Raw genomic sequence first — 17,192 nt, forward strand, 5'->3', positions numbered from 1 at the left:
TGACAATCATTCTCGTTGTCGCGGACAGTCGGTGACATGACCTTCCGCCCCGCCCCGCGTGCCCTGGCCACCGCCACGGCCGCCCTGCTCGCCCTGACCGGCGTCGCCGCGTGCTCGACCGATGACAACCCGGCCGGCGCCGACCCGGAGCGGATCGACGTGGTGGCCGGTTTCTACCCGTTGCAGTTCCTCGCCGAGCAGATCGGCGGCGACGGCGTCGCCGTGACCAACCTGGCCCGGCCCGGTGCCGAGCCGCACGACCTGGAGCTGAACCCGAGCCAGGTCGGGCAGATCAGCGAGGCGCAGCTGGTCGTTTTCCTGGACGGCTTCCAGCCCGCCGTGGACGAGGCGATCGAGCAGAACGCCGGTGACCACGCCTTCGACGTGGCAGGCGTGCAGCCGCTGCTTGACGCCGCGGCCGGCGGGCACGACCACGACCACGACGGGGAGCACGCCGACGAGGACGAGCACGGCCACGACGAGGACGAGGAGCACGCCGAGGAGGAGCACGCCGAAGGCGAGTCGGACGCCAAGGACCCACACCTCTGGCTCGACCCGACCCGGCTCGCCACCGTCGGCGACAAGCTCGCCGATCGGCTCGGCGCCGTCGACCCGGACCGGGCCGGCGACTACACCCAGCGGGCGGCTGCCCTGCGGACCGAGCTGGAGAAGCTCGACACCGAGTTCACCGAGGGCCTCAAGACCTGCGAGCGTCGGGAGATCGTGGTCAGCCATGCCGCCTTCGGTTACCTGGCGCAGAAGTACCAGCTGGAGCAGATCGGAATCAGCGGCCTGACCCCGGAGGACGAGCCGTCGCCGCAGCGGCTGGCCGCGGTCGCCGAGGAGGCCCGGGAGCACAAAGCGACCACGATCTTCTTCGAGACGCTGGTCAGCCCCAAGGTCGCCGAGACGATCGCCCGGGAGGTCGGCGCCCAGACCGCGGTGCTCGATCCCATCGAGGGACTGTCCGAGGAAAACGGCGGGGACTACCTTTCGGTCATGCGCACCAACCTGCAGGCCCTGAGGACGGCGTTGAGCTGCTCGTGACACCTGAAGTCATCGCCGTCACGCACGGGGTGGTCGGCTATGACGGCCGCCCCGTGCTCCGTGACGTCTCGCTGACCGTGACCGCCGGTGAGGTGATCGCGGTCCTCGGCGCCAACGGCTCCGGCAAGTCCACCCTGATCCGCGCCATCCTCGGGTTGGTCCCGTTCAGCGCCGGCACCGTGAGCCTCTTCGGCGAGCCGGGGCGCCGGTTCCGGCAATGGCGCCGCATCGGGTACGTCCCGCAACGCCTCGGTGCCGGCAGCGGCGTGCCGGCGACGGTGGCCGAGGTGGTCGCCTCCGGGCGGCTGGCCCGCCGGGGCGTCCTGCGTCCGCCAGGGCGCACCGACCGGGAGGCGGTCGGCGCGGCGTTGCGCGCCGTCGGGCTGGCCGACCGCGCCAAGGACCCGGTGGCCACCCTCTCCGGCGGGCAGCAGCAACGCACCCTGATCGCCCGGGCGCTGGCCGGTCGGCCCGAACTGCTGGTGCTCGACGAGCCGACGGCCGGCGTGGACGCGGCCAGCCAGGAGGCCTTCGCCGGTGCGCTGCGCAGCTTCGTCGACGACGGGGGGACCGTGCTGCTCGTCGCGCACGAACTGGGTCCGCTGCGACCGCTGATCAGTCGGGCGGTCGTCGTACACCAGGGGCTGATCGCGCACGACGGCGCCGTGCCCGAACCGGCCGGGCACCACGCCGCGCCGGACCACGACCACGTGCACCCGCACGGTCCCGAGGAACCCGTCGGGCTGTGGACATCCCGATGAGCCTCTTCCAGTACGAGTTCATGGTGCGCGCCCTGATCGGCGCACTGATCATCGGCTTGGCCGCGCCGACGCTCGGCATCTACCTGGTGCAACGGCGCCTGGCACTGATCGGGGACGGCATCGGGCACGTGGCGCTGACCGGGGTCGGCGCCGGCCTGCTCTTTCAGACCTCCCCCGTGATCATGGCGGTGTTGGCGGCCACCATCGGCGCGGTCGTCATCGAGCTGATCCGGGAGCGCGGCCGTACCTCCGGCGACCTGGCCCTGGCGCTCCTGTTCTACGGCGGCATCGCCGGCGGGGTGGTCCTGGTCGGGCTCTCCGACAGCACCAGCGCCAACCTCAACGCGTACCTGTTCGGTGCGCTCACCACCACCTCCCGCAACGACCTGGCCACCATCGCGGTGCTCGGCACGGCAGTGCTGATCACCATGATCGCGCTGCGACCCGCCCTTTTCGCCGTCTGCCATGACGAGGAGTACGCCCGCGTGTCCGGTCTGCCGGTGCGGGCACTGAACCTGCTGCTCGCGGTGACCACCGCGATCACGGTGACAATCGCCATGCGGGCAGTGGGCGTACTGCTGATCAGCGCCCTGATGGTCGTCCCGGTGGCCACCGCCCAGCAGGTGACCCGGGGGTTCCGGAGCACCATGGCGGCGGCGATGGCGCTCGGCCTCTTCGCCGCCGGCGCGGGGGTCTGGCTGGCCGCGGTCGCCGACACCGCGCCCGGTGCCTCGGTGGTGGTGCTCGCGATCGCCTCGTTCGTCGTGGTCACCCTGCTGGCCGCTGTCTGGCGGCGGATTCGGCGGTCCAGACCGGAGCCGGCGGCCACCCCCGAACCCCACGAGGTCGTGCTCGGCGGATCCTGACCACGAGGTCCACGCCGGTATTGGTTACCGTTGCAGGGTGACCAGTGGATCCGGCTACGACGCGTACGAGGGTGCCAGCGAGCTTCTGCGCGCTCTTTCTGCGCCGATCCGGCTGGCCATAGTCAGCGAACTGGCCGGCGGTGAGCGTTGCGTGCACGAGTTGGTGGACAAGCTCGGGGTCACGCAACCGCTGGTCTCCCAACATCTGCGGGTGCTACGTGGGGCGGGCGTGGTTCGTGGTTCCCGGCGGGGCCGGGAGATCGCGTACACCCTGGTCGACGAGCACGTCGCGCATATCGTGGCCGACGCCGTCAGCCACGCCGGGGAGGGATCATGAGCGAGCGAACCAGGCGGCTGGACGCGGCGACGCCTCAGGGCGGCGTGTGGCGAAACGGAGTGCAGTCATGAGTGAGAGCGGTACCGCTGTCCGCAACACCCGCCAACGCTCCGCCGTGAGTGCTCTGCTGGCGGAGGTGGAGGGCTTCCACAGCGCCCAGGACCTGCACGCGATGCTGCGCGATCGGGGCGAGCGGGTCGGGTTGACCACGGTCTACCGGACGTTGCAGGGTTTGGCCGAAGCGGGCGAGATCGACGTGATGCGACCCCCGGGTGGGGAGCATCTCTACCGCCGGTGTAGCCAGGGCCACCACCACCATCTCGTCTGCCGGGCCTGCGGTCGTGCGGTCGAGGTCGCCGGCCCCACCGTGGAGACCTGGGCCGACCGGGTGGCCGCACAGCACGGCTTCACCGACGTCAGCCACACCCTGGAGATCTTCGGCACCTGCCCCGCCTGCGCCCGCTGACCCCACCGCCCTACCGACCTTGTACGGTCCGTCGGGCGAGAACCGTCGGTGTGGGCACACCGGCGACCTGAAGTGCATGATCGGCGGGCCGGCGACCGCCGACGTCGGGATGCCTGATGGGTCGTGCCGTGGCACGCTGTCCGGCGTGAAGATCTACGCTGATCGCTTTCCGGCCGCCCTGCGGCAACTGCTCACCGATCTGCTCGTCGTCGCCTGGGTGTACGCGACGATTCGGGGGGCGCGGTGGCTGCATGATCTGGTGCAGGAGCTGGCCGTGCCGGGCCAGAAGATGGAGGGGGCCGGCGGCGGGCTCGCCGACAACCTCGCCGAGGCCGGCGGAAAAGTCGGCCGGGTACCGCTGGTCGGAGACGAGTTGACCGCGCCGTTCGAACGGGCGGCCGATGCGGCCCGTTCGCTCGCCGAGGCCGGACGGGACCAGCAGGAACTCGTCGACCAGTTGGCGCTGGCACTGGCCGTCGGCCTGTTGATCGTCCCGCTCGGTTTGGTGCTGTTCGGCTGGCTGCCGCTTCGGGTGCGCTGGATGCGCCGGGCCGGGTCGGCGGCGGCGCTGGCCGGCGCGCCCGCCGGCCGGGACCTGCTTGCCCTGCGCGCCCTGGCCGGACAGCCGCTACGCAAGCTGACCCGGATCGCCCCGGACGTGGCCGAGGCGTGGCGCCGCGGCGACGACGCCACCGTCGACGCCCTGGCCGCCCTCGAACTACGTCGCCTCGGCCTCCGCGACCCTCACCACGACTGACCCACCCCATCTTGACCAACAGAAGCCGTGGGGTAACGAAGTTCAGGCGGGTGGGGGGATGCGGCGGCGGGCGTCGGTGGTGACGGTGGACGGGCCGGGAGTCCAGCCGGTCACCCAGGGCAGGTCGGCCGGTGGGGTGATGACGCCCTCTTCCACGGCGGCGTAGCGGCCGGCGAGGATCCGCTTGGCTGCCACCACGTCGACCGAGTCGGTGTTGTCCCACAGGGCGGTGAACAGCGCATCGACCCGCGCCCGGGCCTGGCGGCAGAACAGGTCGGCCAGCTCGACGTTCTCCGGTCGGGCGTCGCGCTCCGAGTGGGCGCGCACGCAGACCGCGCTCATGGCGAACAACTCCGCACCGATGTCCACCACCCGGCCGAGAAACGCCTGTCTGCGTTCCAGCTTCCCCTGCCAGCGGGACATCGCGTAGAAGGTGGACCGGGCCAGCTTCCGACTGGCGCGTTCGACGTGACGCAGATGCCCGGCGAGCGGACCGAACTCGGCGTACCCGGTCGGTTGCTGTCCCTTGCCGACCGCGAGGGTCGGCAGCCACCGTGCGTAGAACGCGCCGGCCCGCGCACCGGCCCTGGCCTTTCTGCCGAGCCCGGCGTCGGGGTCGACGATGTCCCCCGCGACCGAAAGGTGAGCGTCCACCGCCTCGCGGGCGATGAGTAGATGCATGATCTCGGTTGACCCCTCAAAGATCCGGTTGATCCGTAGGTCGCGCAGCATTTGTTCGACCGCGGCCGGGCGCTCGCCCCGGGCGGCCAACGACTCGGCCGTCTCGTACCCCCGGCCACCGCGGATCTGGACCAGTTCGTCGGCGATTCGCCACGCCATCTCGCTGGCGTAGAGCTTCACCAGCGCCGCCTCGATCCGGATGTCGTTGCGGTCGTCGTCGGCGAGCAGGCAGCAGAGGTCGAGCATCGTCTCCATGCCGTAGGTGGTGGCGGCGATGAAGGCGAGCTTCTGCGCGACCGCCTCGTGCTCGCCGACCGGCCGGCCCCACTGCACCCGATCGGCGGACCACTCCCGGGCCACGTGCAGGGCCCACTTGCCGGCGCCGACGCACATCGCCGGCAACGACAGGCGACCGGTGGTCAACGTACTCAGGGCGATCCGGAGCCCCTTGCCCTCGCCGCCGATCACGTTCTCCCTCGGCACGAAGACGTCGTGAAAGCGGGTCAGGCTGTTCTCCAGGCCGCGCAGGCCGACGAAGGCGTTGCGGCGCTCGACCGTGATGCCCTCGGCGTCGCCGTCGACCACGAAGGCGGTGATGCCACCCTTGTGCCCGGCGCCCTTCGGCACCCGGGCCAGCACCACGAGTTGGGTGGCCACGGTGCCGTTGGTGGCCCACAGCTTGACGCCGTTGAGCCGGTAGCCGGTACCGTCCGGGGTCGGCTGCGCGCTGGTCGCCAACCGGGCAGGGTCGGAGCCCACGTCCGGTTCGGTCAGCAGGAACGCGGATACCTCACCGGCGGCCAGCCGGGGCAGCAACCGCCGCTTCTGCTCGTCGGTACCGAACATCTTCACCGGCTGCGGCACGCCGATCGACTGGTGCGCCGAGAGCAACGCACCGATCGCCGGACTCACCGAGCCGGCCAGCATGAGTGCCCGGCAGTAGTGCAGGTTGCTGAGCCCGAGCCCGCCGTACTCCCGGTCGATCTTCATCCCGAAGGCGCCCAACCGGGCCAGGCCCTGGAAGATCTCGTCGGGAATGCGCGCATCCCGCTCGATCGCCGCACCGTCTATCTCGGACGCCACGAAGTCGCGGAGCCTGCCGAGGAAATCCTCGGCCCGGGCCTGCTCGGCCTGGTCCGGTCGGGGCCACGGGTCGATCAGGTCGAGCCGCAGCCGGCCCAGGAAGAGTTCCTTGCCGAAGCTGGGCCGATCCCAACTGGTGTGCCGGGCCCCCTCGGCGACCTGGCGGGCCTCCTTCTCGGACACGGTGGCCGCCGCGTCGGTCGACGCCTGACCTGTCGCGTCGGGCGGTGGGTCGGCGCGGCGGTCGTCGGTGGCTGACGAACGGTCGTCTTCGGCAATGGCCACGGCAAACCCCCGGGCTCGATCCGGACACTGGAGACTGTTCCGCCTGCTCAGTAGGCTACCCGCGTTTGTTACCCAAAGGTAGTCACGATTATCCGCGGCGGCCTCGTGCTCAGCTCTGCTGGAGGCCGCTCGGATCCTCCTCGTCGTCGATATCGTCCTCACCCCAACCTCGCCGGGCGAACGGCAGCGCCACCCAGAAGGTGAGAAACCAGAGACCGGTGACCGCGCTGAGCAGGAAGGCGACCAGCCGGTCCAGCACGAAGTCGGTGATCAGTAGCACCGCGCTGACCATCGCGACCAGCATGAGGGCCAGGCCACCACTGGCCATCCGGTGCGCGAAACGCACCAGCTCCGGCTTGCGACCCTGCCCGCGCTGGCCGTACGCCACCCGGTTCATCGTCTCGCCACCGTGACCAGGTGGTCCTCGGTGCCGGGCGGCGTCTTCCCTGCGCTCACTCAGCCGGCCGGAAGCGTCCGGGCCAGGATCGCCTCGCCCAACGGCGCCGGCGCCTCGTCCGGAATCCAGTGGCTGACCCCGGCCAGTTCGACGTACCGGAAGTCGCCGCTCACGTGGGCGGCACAGGCCCCCGCCGCGACCCGTCCGATGGCGACGTCACCGTCGCTCCACACATAGGTGGTCGGCACCGCCACCGGGCCGACCGCCGCGAACTCCCGCCGGGACATCGCCCGGTACCAGTTCAACGCGGCGGTCAGCGCGCCCGGCCCACGCATCGGATCGGTGTACCCGGCCGCCCGGTTGGCGTCACCGACTCCGTGCAGCAGCCGGCGCAGCCCGGCGGCGCCCAGGGCCAGCAGGGTCTTCTCGGCCACCACCGGCTGCCGGAACAGCAGCATGTACGCCGAGCGCGCCTTCTGCTGCGGGTCGTTGTCCAGCGCGTGCGCCATGGCCGCCGGGTGCGGCACGGAGACCGCGGTCAGGGTGCGTACCCGATCCGGTCGGCTGGCGGCCAGCGCCCAGCCGACGATGGCGCCCCAGTCGTGTCCGACCACGTGCGCGGTGGCCACGCCGAGGGCGTCCAGCACCGCCGCCGCGTCGGCGACCAGCTCAGCGAGCCGGTACGCCTCGACCTGGGTGGGTCGCGCCTGCGGCGAGTAGCCCCGCTGGTCCAGAGCGTAGGTGCGCAGACCGGCGGCGTGCAGGGTTGGCGACACGCCGTCCCACTCACCCGAATGTTGCGGGAATCCGTGCAGCAGCAGCACCGGTTCCCCCTGCTCGGGTCCCCCGACGGTGACCTCGAACCGCAGACCTCGGGCGTCGACACGCATGCCGGCAGCCTACCGACGCCCCGTACCCGGTCTGCCCGGCCGGGTCAGTCGTACTGCTGCCTGGGTACCGGCACCTGCCGCCAGGACTCGACCTCGAGGTAGGGGATCTCCGCGTCGTTGACCGGATCCCGGCCCAGCCGGTCGCTGTAGCGCCCGACGACCTCCACCCAGCTGTCGTTGGGCAGCCCGGCGGGCACGTCGCCGAGCATCCCGAGCTTGATCGGCCGGCCGTCGGCGGCACAGCAGGACAGCACCATCCGGGCCAGGATCGGCTCCCCACCGGCCCCGCTGGCGATGAAACCGGTGAGCTGTACCCGCCGGTCGCCGATCGACGCGCCCCGGTCGAACAACGCCCGGGAGGCGTAGTCGAGGACGCTTACCTGCACCGGGTCACCCTCGGGCAGTGGCGGGTAGTCCGACTGCTGCTGGCTGCTGAGCGCGGTGCCGGCCTGCCCGGCGGCGTACGACCCGAGGGCCGGCGGGGCGACCAGCAGCAGGCCGAGCACGGGCAGGATGAGCAGCCATCCGATCCGCGGCTCGTGATGGTCGTGGTCGCCGGCGGCACGGTCGGCGGGCGCGACGCCGGGGCCGTCAGCGGCACCGCCGGCCGGCGCGAGCGCGGCGGGCGCGGCCGGACGCAGCTCGTGCCAGAGCGTCATGATCGCGGCGACCACCAGCAGCAGGCCGGCGGCGATCAGGAAGGGGCGCAGCCCCTCCTTGACGTATCGCAGGTAGAGGTCGGTAACGCTGGCCCGGATCACCGCGCCGCCGAGTAGCAGCAGGACCACCGCCTGCGCCTGCCGGTTCACAGCAGCACCATGCCGGCTCCGGTGGCGACCAGCAGGGCCACCGCGAACGTGGTCGGCGCGAACCGGAAGGCGAACCGGCGGCCGAAGACACCGGCCTGCATCGAGATGAGCTTGAGATCGACCATCGGCCCCACCACCAGGAACACCAGTCGGGACGTGAGAGAGAACTGCGACAAAGAGGCCGCGACGAAGGCGTCCGCCTCCGAGCAGAGCGAGAGCAGTACCGCGAGCAACGCCAGCGCCAGGATCGACAGCCAGGCGTTGTCGGCCAGGGTCTGCAGCCATCGCTCCGGCACCAGCACGTTGATGCTGGCCGCGGCCATCGCGCCGAGCACCAGGAACCCGCCCGCGTGGGTCACGTCGTGCCGGACGGCGGCCCAGAAGGCGCGGGTCCGGGAGGCGTCGTCCAACTCTGGCCGGCGCGGCATCCTGATCCATTCGGTGCGGCCGAGCCGCAGCCAGAGCCAGCCCATGACCATCGCGACCACCAGACTGGCGACGCCCCGGGCGACGACCATCTCGGGGTTGTTGGGGAAGGCGACCGCGGTGGCGGTGAGCACGATCGGGTTGACCGCCGGGGCGGCGAGCAGGAAGGCGAGCGCGGCGGCCGGGGTGACGCCCCGGCGGATCAGCGAGCCAGCGATCGGCACCGCGCCACACTCGCAGCCCGGCAGCACCACCCCGGCCGCGCTGGCCGCCGGCACCGCCAGGGCCGGATGCCGAGGCAGCGCCCGCGCCCAGAACGACCGGGGTACGAAGACCGCGATCACGGCGGAGAGCAGGATCCCGAAGACCAGGAACGGCACCGCCTGAACCATGATCGAGACGAAGACGGTGGTCCAGGTCTGTATCCGGGGATCGTCCAGTGCGGCGGCCAGCGGATCCCGGAAGATGATCAGCAGGACCAGTAGTGCCGCCAGGACCTCCACCGACCCGATCCGGTCGCCGAGCCACCGGCGGGGCGGCGGCGCCGCGGCGGTCTCCGGCGGGCGGGCCTTGGTGACGACCCCTGTGCCAGTGAGCGGACCTTCCGGCTCACCGGCCGCCGAGGCATGTTCAGTGTCTGTGGTCACCCGTCGCCCCTCGGCCAGTTGCGGATCGGCGGCCTGAGATTACCGCCCAGAGCCGGCAACGTCGATGAACGTCACAAAATTGGCCGGGCCCGAGTGCCATCCGCGCCGCCAGGTCGGAGGCGAGCACCCTTCGCCACCTGCGAAGATCACATTGTCTGTCGATCTTCGGGGATGCTAGCGTCGGCGGGACAGACAACACCTCCGACAGGGGAGCGCACAGCGCTGAGAGTGCGGGTCCGCCCGCAGACCCTCGATACCTGATCTGGGTAATGCCAGCGCAGGGAGTTCGGTCCACCTCCAGCCCGCCACGCCCGGCACCGCCGGGCCGAGCGTGCGTCTTGCCTTGGTTCGACCTTGAACTGGGAGCAATCATGAATCAACCGACCAGCAGCCGGTGGCGCACCATCGACATCGTCGTGGCCGCGGTGATCGCCGTCGGCTTCGGTGTCATCTTCTGGGCCTGGGGACTGCTCTGGCGGGCCGCCGACCCGGCTTTCGCGTTCTTCCCGGCCAGCCAGGCCCTCATGTACGGCGTCTGGCTGGTACCTGCGGTGCTCGGCGGGTTGGTGATCCGTAAGCCGGGTGCCGCGCTGTTCTGCGAGGCGGTCGCCGCGACGGTCTCCGCGCTGCTCGGTTCGGAGTGGGGCGGCATCACCATCCTCCAGGGACTGATCCAGGGTCTCGGCGCGGAGTTGGCGTTCGCCGCCTTCCGATACCGCTCGTTCCGGCTGCCGACCGCGCTGCTGGCCGGCGCGTTGACCGGGCTCGGCGCGGCGTTGTTCGACTTCTTCGTCTGGAACGCCGCGTATGCGATGGCCAGCTACCGCATCCCGTACGCGCTGCTCACCGTGCTCAGCGCCACCGTGATCGCGGGCGCCGGCGCGCACCTGCTCACCCGCGCCCTGGCCGGCACCGGCGTCCTCGCCCGCTTCCCCTCCGGCCGCGACCGCCCTCTCGTCTGACCTCGCCATCGCGTTGATCATGATTAGGAGGCAGCCCGACCTTCGAGTCACGCCAACTCATGATCAACCGGGCACGGCCGAGCATGGGAGAGGGGGTGGGGGCGTGGGTGGGGTGAGGTTGCGCGGGTTCGGCTGGCGGCACGCCGGGCGACGAGCCTGGGCGGTACGCGGAGTGGACCTGCGGGTCGAGCGCGGCGAACGGGTGTTGCTCCTCGGGCCCTCGGGCGCCGGCAAGAGCACACTGCTGGCCGCGCTGGCCGGGCTGCTGCCCGAGGACTCCGGCGAACACGAGGGCTCGATCGAGGTCGGCGGCCGGCCGGCCGCCGAGGCCCGGGACAGGGTTGGCATCGTCTTCCAGGACCCACAGACGCAGCTCGTGATGGCCCGCAGCGGCGACGACGTGGCGTTCGGGCTGGAGAACCGGGGCGTACCGGCCGGGCTGATCTGGCCCCGGGTGGACCAGGCGCTGCACCGGGTCGGCTTCCCCTACCACCGGGACCGACCCACCGCCGCCCTCTCCGGCGGCGAACAGCAGCGTCTCGCCCTGGCCGGCGTGCTCGCGCTGCGCCCCGGGCTGCTGCTGCTCGACGAGCCCACCGCCAACCTCGACCCGGCCGGCGCCGCCCTGATCCGCGCGGCACTCGCCCGGGCGGTCGGCGACCAGACCACGCTGATCCTGGTCGAGCACCGGGTCACCGACGCACTGCCCCTGGTCGACCGGGTGGTGGTACTCGAACCCGGTGGCGGAGTGCGCGCCGACGGACCGCCAGCGGCGATCTTCGCCGCCCACGGGGCCACGCTCGCCGCCGAGGGTGTGTGGGTGCCCGGCCGGGAGATCCCACCGCGCCGGGCCACCGGCCCGGCCGGCGAGGTGCTGCTCACCACGGACCGGCTCGGCCTGCCGCCCCGGCTGGCCCCCACCGACCTGACCGTACGCGCTGGTGAGACGCTCGCGGTGCTCGGCCGCAACGGCGCCGGCAAGTCCACCCTCGCGCTGCTGCTCGGCGGGCTGCGCAGACCTGGCAGCGGGCGGCTGACGGCAAGCCCGGAACTGGCCGGAAAGGACGCCGGCACTGCCCCGCACCGCTGGCGGGCTCCTGCGCTGGCCGGCCGGATCGGCTCGGTGTTCCAGGACCCCGAGCACCAGTTCGTCACCGCCACGGTCCGCGACGAGTTGGCGCTGGGTCCCCGCCGGTCCGGTGCCACCGAGGCGGCGGTCGACGACCGCGTCGAGGAGCTGCTGCACCGGCTACGGCTGGCCCGGCTCTCCGGAGCCAACCCATACACTCTCAGCGGTGGCGAGGCGCGGCGGTTGAGCGTGGCGACCGCCCTGGCCACCGCCCCCCGCCTGCTGATCTGCGACGAACCCACCTTCGGCCAGGACCGGCGGACCTGGTGGGAGTTGGTGGATCTCTTCGCGGAGCTGCGGGAGGCGGGCCATGGCCTGGTCACGGTCACCCACGACACCGAGTTCGTTACCGCACTCGCCGACCGCACGCTGACCCTCGGCCACCCGCCGGCACCGGCCGAGACTGCCAGTTCCGCCCCGGCCGCAACCGCGGGTACGGCCGCGGGCACCGACAGCGCCCGAACCGCGACGCCCGTGTCCACCGGCCCCACGCCGGAGCAGCGATGATCGACCTGGCGCCGATCGCCCGGCCGGACGCGCCGCTGGCCCGGCGCAACCCGGTGGCCAAGCTGGCGGCGGCGGTGCTGTTCGCGATCCCGTTGATGGCAACGCTGGACCCGGTGGCGCCGGCCATCGCGATCGCGGTGGAGCTGGCGGTACTGCCGCTGTTCGGCATACACCCCCGGGTGCTGGTCCGGCGGGCCTGGCCGCTGCTGGCCGCTGCCGGCGGCGTACTGGTCACCCTGGTGCTCTTCGCGGCGGACCGGTCGGGACGTGTGCTGCTCGACGCGGGGCCGGTCCTGGTGACCTCGGGGGTGCTGGTCACCGCGCTCGGTCTGGTGCTGCGACTGTTCGCGGTGGCCCTCCCCGGGGTGATCGTCTTCGCCACCACCGACCCGACCGACCTGGCCGACGCGTTGGTGCAGAACGCCAAGGTGCCGGCCCGGTTCGCGATCGGGGCGCTGGCGGCGTTCCGGTTGGTGCCGCTGCTCGGCGCGGAGTGGCAGATGATCGCGATGGCCCGCCGGGCACGCGGCGTGGAGGCGGGCCGCAACCCGGCGGCCCGGCTGCGGTTGTTCGTCTCGACCGCGTTCACGCTGCTGGTCGGAGCGATCCGGCGGGGCACCCGGCTGGCGGTGGCGATGGACGCCCGCGGCTTCGACTCCGGCGTGCCGCGCACCTTTGCCCGCCGGCAGCACTTCGGCGCCGCCGACTGGCTGCTCGTGGCCGGCGCGACGGCGGTGGCCGGCACCGCGCTGGCGATCAGCATCACGCTCGGCACCTTCCGCCCGCTGATCGGTTGACCGCACACCCTCAGCGGGTGCAGCGATCCCCGCCAGCGTCGAGCGCGGCGACCCAGGCGGCCGGCGAGTTGGTGCTGGCGACCGGGCCACACCACCCGGCAGGTCTGGCCCCCTTCGAGGTGCGGGGCGACGCCCTGCTGCGCCGACCACTTAGACCGGGTGTGGTCGCCACCGTACGGCGACCACACCCGACGACCTGTCAGCTACGCCGGAAGGCGTACCGGCGAGCCGGGCCGGCCTGCTGCCCGCGCCCCACGCCCGGGACGCCGGTCACCGGCGGGCCGGCCTTCGGTGCCGCCGGCCGCGCCGCCGGCAGGGCGGCGGCCGGCGCGACGACGACCTGGTCGAGGTTTGCCGGCGTGAGGTCCGCGACCTGGGGCGCGGGGTGGGCCGGACGGGGCTTGCGGGAGTTGCGCTTGGCGGGCATCCGTGCCTCCTTGGCTCTGCGGCGACCGACGGGAGCCGGCCGATCCGCGGTGTCTCGTGACCGCCGGCGACGGCGGCCGAACGGAATGGGACTGCTGCCCGGGACCGACCACGGAGGACACCACCGACGGTTGCGGTGCGCGGTGAAACGCGGACGCCCGGGAGCACACGGGTCGCGGCACGGCGGCGGCGGACCCGGCTCGAAAGGGGGGCGTCAGTAGCGCATGACGATAGGCTAGCCGCACCCAGCGGTGGCCGCACCCGGTATTTCCCGCCTGCGCAATGCGACCACCTGATGACCAGCGGTGGGGGTCGACGCACGATCGAGCGGGACCGCGATACCGTCGCAGCACTACAGGTCGAAGGCGGAAGGTGGCGACGAGGATGGCGGATCGGGCGACGGCACAGATCGGTGTGACCGGGCTGGCGGTGATGGGTCGGAACCTGGCCCGCAACCTGGCCCGCAACGGATTCACCGTGGCGGTGCACAACCGCTCGCCGGAGCGGACCCGGTCGCTGGTGGCCGAGCACGGCGACGAGGGCACCTTCGTCCCGGCGGAGTCCCTCGCGGACTTCGTCGCCGCGCTGGAGCGTCCCCGCGCGGTGATCATCATGGTGAAGGCAGGCGGCCCCACCGACGCGGTGATCGACGAGCTAATACCCCTACTCGAAGAGGGCGACATCATCATCGACTGCGGTAACGCGCACTTCGCCGACACCCGCCGCCGCGAGGAGGCGCTGCGGGCGCAGGGCCTGCATTTCGTCGGTACCGGCGTCTCCGGCGGCGAGGAGGGCGCACTGTGGGGGCCGAGCATCATGCCGGGCGGCTCCGCCGAGTCGTACCGCAAGCTCGGTCCGATCTTCGAGAAGATCGCCGCCCGCGTCGACGGGGTGCCCTGCTGCCAGCACGTCGGGCCGGACGGCGCCGGACACTTCGTCAAGATGGTGCACAACGGCATCGAGTACGCCGACATGCAGCTCATCGCCGAGGCGTACGATCTGCTGCGGGCCGGGCTGGGCGCCACGCCTTCGGAGATCGCGCAGATTTTCCGGGAGTGGAACTCCGGCGAACTGGAGTCCTTCCTTATCGAGATCACCGCCGATGTGCTGGCACACACCGACGCCGCCACCGGTGAGGCGTTCGTGGACGTGGTGCAGGACCAGGCCGAGCAGAAGGGCACCGGCCGGTGGACCGTCCAGATCGCCCTCGACCTGGGCATCCCGATCACGGGCATCGCCGAGGCGACCTTCGCCCGCTCGCTCTCCGGTCACGCCGGCCAGCGTGCGGCAGCAGTCCGGGCGTTCCCCGATGCCGGGGACAAGTGGCAGGTCAGTGACCGCGAGACCTTCATCGAGGACGTCCGGCGCGCCCTACTGGCCTCGAAGATCGTCGCCTACGCACAGGGCTTCGACCAGATCCGGGCCGGCAGTGCCGAGTACGACTGGAACGTCGACCTGGGCGGCACCGCCACCATCTGGCGGGGCGGCTGCATCATCCGGGCCCGTTTCCTCGACCGGATCAAGCAGGCGTACGGCGAGCAGCCGGAGCTGCCCACCCTGCTGGTGGCGCCGTGGTTCGCCGACACCGTCCGCGACGGCGTGCCGAGCTGGCGCCGGGTGGTGGCCGACGCGGCCCGCGCCGGAGTGCCGGCGCCCGCGTTCGCCTCGTCGCTGGCGTACTTCGACGCGCTGCGCGCCCAGCGACTGCCGGCCGCGCTGATCCAGGGCCTACGCGACAACTTCGGCGCGCACACCTACCGCCGCGTCGACCGGGACGGCTCCTACCACACCCTCTGGGCCACCCCCGACCGCGCCGAGGTCGATTCGTGACAGCCCGGACAGCGGCATCTCGCGGTATCCGCCACCTGGGATACCGCGAGATGCCGCTGTCCGGGCCGTGCGCGGCCGGTCCCGTCAGAAGAAGCGGCGGCGTTTGGCCTGCTGTGGGCGGATCAGGTCGGCGCCCTTGTCAAGCAGGCGGGTGGCCCGGTTGGGGCCACGTCGGGCCTCCAGTGTGTGGCTCAGCTTCCGGGCTCCGGCGGCGGCGACCGGCACCGCGATGGCCATCACCGCCCACCGCCCGATGCGCTTGCGAAGCATATGGGTTCACCTCCGTCAGTGGCTGCTGCCAGCGGTGATACCCAGCGTGGCCGACAGCTAAGCGCTCGGGTGGCCGGATACTCAGGTGGCCGGCGCCACCGGATTGGGCAGTGCGCCACCGAACCGGCGGTCGCGCTGGGCGTACAACTCGCAGGCGTACCACAGGTGGCGACGGTCGAAGTCGGGCCAGAGCGTGTCCAAGAAGACCAGCTCGGCGTACGCGCTCTGCCAGAGCAGGAAGTTCGACGTCCGCTGCTCGCCCGAAGGCCGAAGGAACAGGTCCACCTCGGGCACCTCGGGGTGGTAGAGGTACCGCCCGATCGTCTTCTCGGTGATCTTCGCCGGGTCGAGCCGTCCGGCGGCCACGTCCCGGGCGATGGCCGCGGTGGCGTCGGCGATCTCGGCCTGGCCGCCGTAGTTGACGCAGAACTGCAGGGTCAGCGTCGAGTTGCCGCGGGACATCTCCTCGGCGGTCTGCAACTCGGTGATGACGCTCTTCCACAGTCGGCCGGCCCGGCCGGACCACACCACCCGCACACCGAGGTCGACCAGTTGGTCCCGGCGACGCCGGATGACATCGCGGTTGAAGCCCATCAGGAACCGCACCTCGTCGGGCGAGCGCCGCCAGTTCTCGGTGGAGAAGGCGTACGCCGACAGGTAGGGGATGCCCAGCTCTACAGCGCCCTCGATGGTGTCGAAGAGAGAGAATTCTCCCGCCTCGTGTCCCCTGGTGCGGGGCAGCCCGCGATCCTTGGCCCACCGGCCGTTGCCGTCCATCACCACGGCTACGTGCCGGGGCGCCGCCCCCGACGGCAACACCGGCGGTCGGGCTCCCGACGGGTGCGGTGTCGGCGGCACCGGCGCACGCCGGCCGGCCCTGGTGGTACGAATCACTCGGTTCACTCCCTGCTCACGTCCTGCGAATCCCGGTCGGGTGGCCCTACGCCGGCGGCCCGCGGCGGTGCGGCCACACCGGTCGGGTCGTCAGGGCCCTGGAGGGTGCCGGGTGCCGCCGGCACGCCGCCCCGGTCGACCAGCGGCAGCGAGCGTAGCGCGCGCTCCAGGTGCCACTGCAGGTGCGCCGCGACCAGTCCGCTGCATTCCCGACGAACCGCGGACTCGGTGGCGTCGGCGACCCGCCAGTCACCCAGGGCCAGCGCCGACATCAGGTCGACGGTGGCGGGGGCCGGATGGGCGGCGCCGGGTGGGCGGCAGTCCGGGCACACCGCGCCGCCGGCCGGTACCGAGAAGGCCCGGTGCCGGCCCGGCGTGCCGCAGACCGCGCAGGCGGTCAGGGCCGGGGCCCAGCCCGCCAGGGACATGCCACGCAGCAGGTACGCGTCGAGGACCAGCGTCGTGGCGTGGCTGCCCTCGGCGAGGGCCCGCAGTGCCCCCAGGGTGAGCTGGAACAGCCGCAACGACGGCTCACGCTCCACCGGGGTGAGGCGCTCGGCGGTCTCGGCGATCGCGCTCGCCGCGGTGTAGCGGGGGTAGTCGCCGAGGAACCGCTTGCCGTAGAGGTCAATTCCCTCGACCTGGCTGACGCTGTGCAGCGAACTACCCAACTCCCCCTTGGGGTCACCGGCGAGCTGCAGGTCGACGTGGCCGAACGGTTCCAGCCGGGCACCGAACTTCGAGGTGGTCCGGCGCACCCCCCGGGCGACGGCGCGTAGTCGGCCGTGCCGCCGGGTGAGCAGGGTGATGATCCGGTCCGACTCGCCGAGTTTCTGCACACGCAGCACCACCGCGTCGTCGCGGTAGAGCTGTCGGCGGTATCCGGCCACCGCCCCATTCTCCCTCCCGGCCGGAAATGAGGTCC

The 17,192-nt window shown here is 72.1% G+C and carries 18 protein-coding genes, 1 pseudogene and 1 riboswitch; of the genes and pseudogenes, 10 read left to right on the forward strand and 9 right to left on the reverse strand.

The genetic code is table 11. The annotated features are described in order from the left end of the window. The first annotated feature begins 36 nt into the window (after positions 1-36). The 6 genes from ACFHWY_RS16405 to ACFHWY_RS16430 all read left to right on the forward strand — a co-directional run bounded on the left by ACFHWY_RS16405 (position 37) and on the right by ACFHWY_RS16430 (position 4,234). Positions 37-1,047 carry a metal ABC transporter substrate-binding protein gene (locus ACFHWY_RS16405; RefSeq protein ID WP_416581059.1) on the forward strand — a complete coding sequence of 337 codons (1,011 nt, stop codon included), beginning with the start codon at positions 37-39 and terminating at the stop codon, positions 1,045-1,047. Next, the gene (locus tag ACFHWY_RS16410; RefSeq protein WP_416581060.1) at positions 1,044-1,808 is read left to right on the forward strand and encodes a metal ABC transporter ATP-binding protein; all 765 of its coding nucleotides are present in this window, start codon (positions 1,044-1,046) and stop codon (positions 1,806-1,808) included. Before ACFHWY_RS16405 ends, ACFHWY_RS16410 begins: the two co-directional genes overlap by 4 nt. Beyond that, positions 1,805-2,674, forward strand: a complete 870-nt coding sequence (locus ACFHWY_RS16415; protein ID WP_416581061.1) for a metal ABC transporter permease — start codon at positions 1,805-1,807, stop codon at positions 2,672-2,674. Before ACFHWY_RS16410 ends, ACFHWY_RS16415 begins: the two co-directional genes overlap by 4 nt. Positions 2,675-2,711: 37 nt before the next feature. After that, positions 2,712-3,011: an ArsR/SmtB family transcription factor gene (locus ACFHWY_RS16420; RefSeq protein WP_092381975.1), complete on the forward strand. Its 300-nt coding sequence runs from the start codon at positions 2,712-2,714 to the stop codon at positions 3,009-3,011. Between the two features lie 67 nt (positions 3,012-3,078). Beyond that, positions 3,079-3,477, forward strand: coding sequence for a Fur family transcriptional regulator (locus ACFHWY_RS16425; RefSeq protein ID WP_416581062.1), 399 nt, complete (start codon positions 3,079-3,081; stop codon positions 3,475-3,477). 145 nt (positions 3,478-3,622) lie between these two features. Continuing rightward, on the forward strand, positions 3,623-4,234 hold the full coding sequence (locus ACFHWY_RS16430) for a hypothetical protein (protein ID WP_416581063.1): 612 nt from the start codon (positions 3,623-3,625) through the stop codon (positions 4,232-4,234). A 42-nt stretch (positions 4,235-4,276) separates the two neighbouring features. Here ACFHWY_RS16430 and ACFHWY_RS16435 read toward each other — a convergent pair whose 3' ends face one another. The 5 genes and pseudogenes from ACFHWY_RS16435 to ACFHWY_RS16455 all read right to left on the reverse strand — a co-directional run bounded on the left by ACFHWY_RS16435 (position 4,277) and on the right by ACFHWY_RS16455 (position 9,452). Next, complete coding sequence (locus ACFHWY_RS16435; RefSeq protein ID WP_416581121.1) at positions 4,277-6,181, reverse strand: acyl-CoA dehydrogenase family protein; 1,905 nt, start codon at positions 6,179-6,181, stop codon at positions 4,277-4,279. Positions 6,182-6,392: 211 nt separating this feature from the next. Next, positions 6,393-6,650: pseudogene (locus ACFHWY_RS16440) on the reverse strand (DUF6328 family protein); the annotation flags it as partial. Between the two features lie 89 nt (positions 6,651-6,739). Next, positions 6,740-7,570: an alpha/beta fold hydrolase gene (locus ACFHWY_RS16445; protein WP_416581064.1), complete on the reverse strand. Its 831-nt coding sequence runs from the start codon at positions 7,568-7,570 to the stop codon at positions 6,740-6,742. 44 nt (positions 7,571-7,614) lie between these two features. After that, positions 7,615-8,379, reverse strand: a complete 765-nt coding sequence (locus ACFHWY_RS16450) for a TIGR03943 family putative permease subunit (RefSeq protein ID WP_416581065.1) — start codon at positions 8,377-8,379, stop codon at positions 7,615-7,617. Beyond that, positions 8,376-9,452, reverse strand: a complete 1,077-nt coding sequence (locus ACFHWY_RS16455) for a permease (RefSeq protein ID WP_416581066.1) — start codon at positions 9,450-9,452, stop codon at positions 8,376-8,378. Before ACFHWY_RS16455 ends, ACFHWY_RS16450 begins: the two co-directional genes overlap by 4 nt. Positions 9,453-9,648: 196 nt before the next feature. Then, positions 9,649-9,754: riboswitch (TPP riboswitch) on the forward strand. A 69-nt stretch (positions 9,755-9,823) separates the two neighbouring features. Here ACFHWY_RS16455 and ACFHWY_RS16460 point away from each other — a divergent pair. The 3 genes from ACFHWY_RS16460 to ACFHWY_RS16470 all read left to right on the forward strand — a co-directional run bounded on the left by ACFHWY_RS16460 (position 9,824) and on the right by ACFHWY_RS16470 (position 12,847). Beyond that, entirely contained in the window at positions 9,824-10,414 is a 591-nt protein-coding gene (locus ACFHWY_RS16460; RefSeq protein WP_416581067.1) for an ECF transporter S component, read from the forward strand. A gap of 103 nt (positions 10,415-10,517) precedes the next feature. Then, the gene (locus tag ACFHWY_RS16465) at positions 10,518-12,050 is read left to right on the forward strand and encodes an ABC transporter ATP-binding protein (RefSeq protein ID WP_416581068.1); all 1,533 of its coding nucleotides are present in this window, start codon (positions 10,518-10,520) and stop codon (positions 12,048-12,050) included. Continuing rightward, on the forward strand, positions 12,047-12,847 hold the full coding sequence (locus tag ACFHWY_RS16470; protein WP_416581069.1) for an energy-coupling factor transporter transmembrane component T family protein: 801 nt from the start codon (positions 12,047-12,049) through the stop codon (positions 12,845-12,847). Before ACFHWY_RS16465 ends, ACFHWY_RS16470 begins: the two co-directional genes overlap by 4 nt. 199 nt (positions 12,848-13,046) lie before the next feature. Here the strand turns inward: ACFHWY_RS16470 and ACFHWY_RS16475 are convergent, their stop codons facing one another. Continuing rightward, positions 13,047-13,274, reverse strand: coding sequence for a hypothetical protein (locus tag ACFHWY_RS16475; protein ID WP_416581070.1), 228 nt, complete (start codon positions 13,272-13,274; stop codon positions 13,047-13,049). 383 nt (positions 13,275-13,657) lie between these two features. On the opposite strand from ACFHWY_RS16475, the gene gndA reads away from it, so the two are divergent. Continuing rightward, complete coding sequence (gndA, locus tag ACFHWY_RS16480) at positions 13,658-15,103, forward strand: NADP-dependent phosphogluconate dehydrogenase (protein WP_416581071.1); 1,446 nt, start codon at positions 13,658-13,660, stop codon at positions 15,101-15,103. Positions 15,104-15,187: 84 nt separating this feature from the next. On the opposite strand, the gene ACFHWY_RS16485 is transcribed toward gndA, so the two are convergent. The 3 genes from ACFHWY_RS16485 to recO all read right to left on the reverse strand — a co-directional run bounded on the left by ACFHWY_RS16485 (position 15,188) and on the right by recO (position 17,157). Further along, entirely contained in the window at positions 15,188-15,373 is a 186-nt protein-coding gene (locus ACFHWY_RS16485; protein ID WP_416581072.1) for a hypothetical protein, read from the reverse strand. Between the two features lie 81 nt (positions 15,374-15,454). Then, the gene (locus ACFHWY_RS16490) at positions 15,455-16,231 is read right to left on the reverse strand and encodes an isoprenyl transferase (RefSeq protein WP_416581122.1); all 777 of its coding nucleotides are present in this window, start codon (positions 16,229-16,231) and stop codon (positions 15,455-15,457) included. A 41-nt stretch (positions 16,232-16,272) separates the two neighbouring features. Continuing rightward, positions 16,273-17,157, reverse strand: a complete 885-nt coding sequence (gene recO, locus ACFHWY_RS16495; RefSeq protein ID WP_416581073.1) for a DNA repair protein RecO — start codon at positions 17,155-17,157, stop codon at positions 16,273-16,275. Positions 17,158-17,192 lie beyond the last annotated feature (35 nt).

Origin of the sequence: Micromonospora sp. LOL_024 (assembly GCF_048060415.1) — a bacterium.
In the GTDB taxonomy this organism is placed as follows: Bacteria; Actinomycetota; Actinomycetes; order Mycobacteriales; family Micromonosporaceae; genus Micromonospora.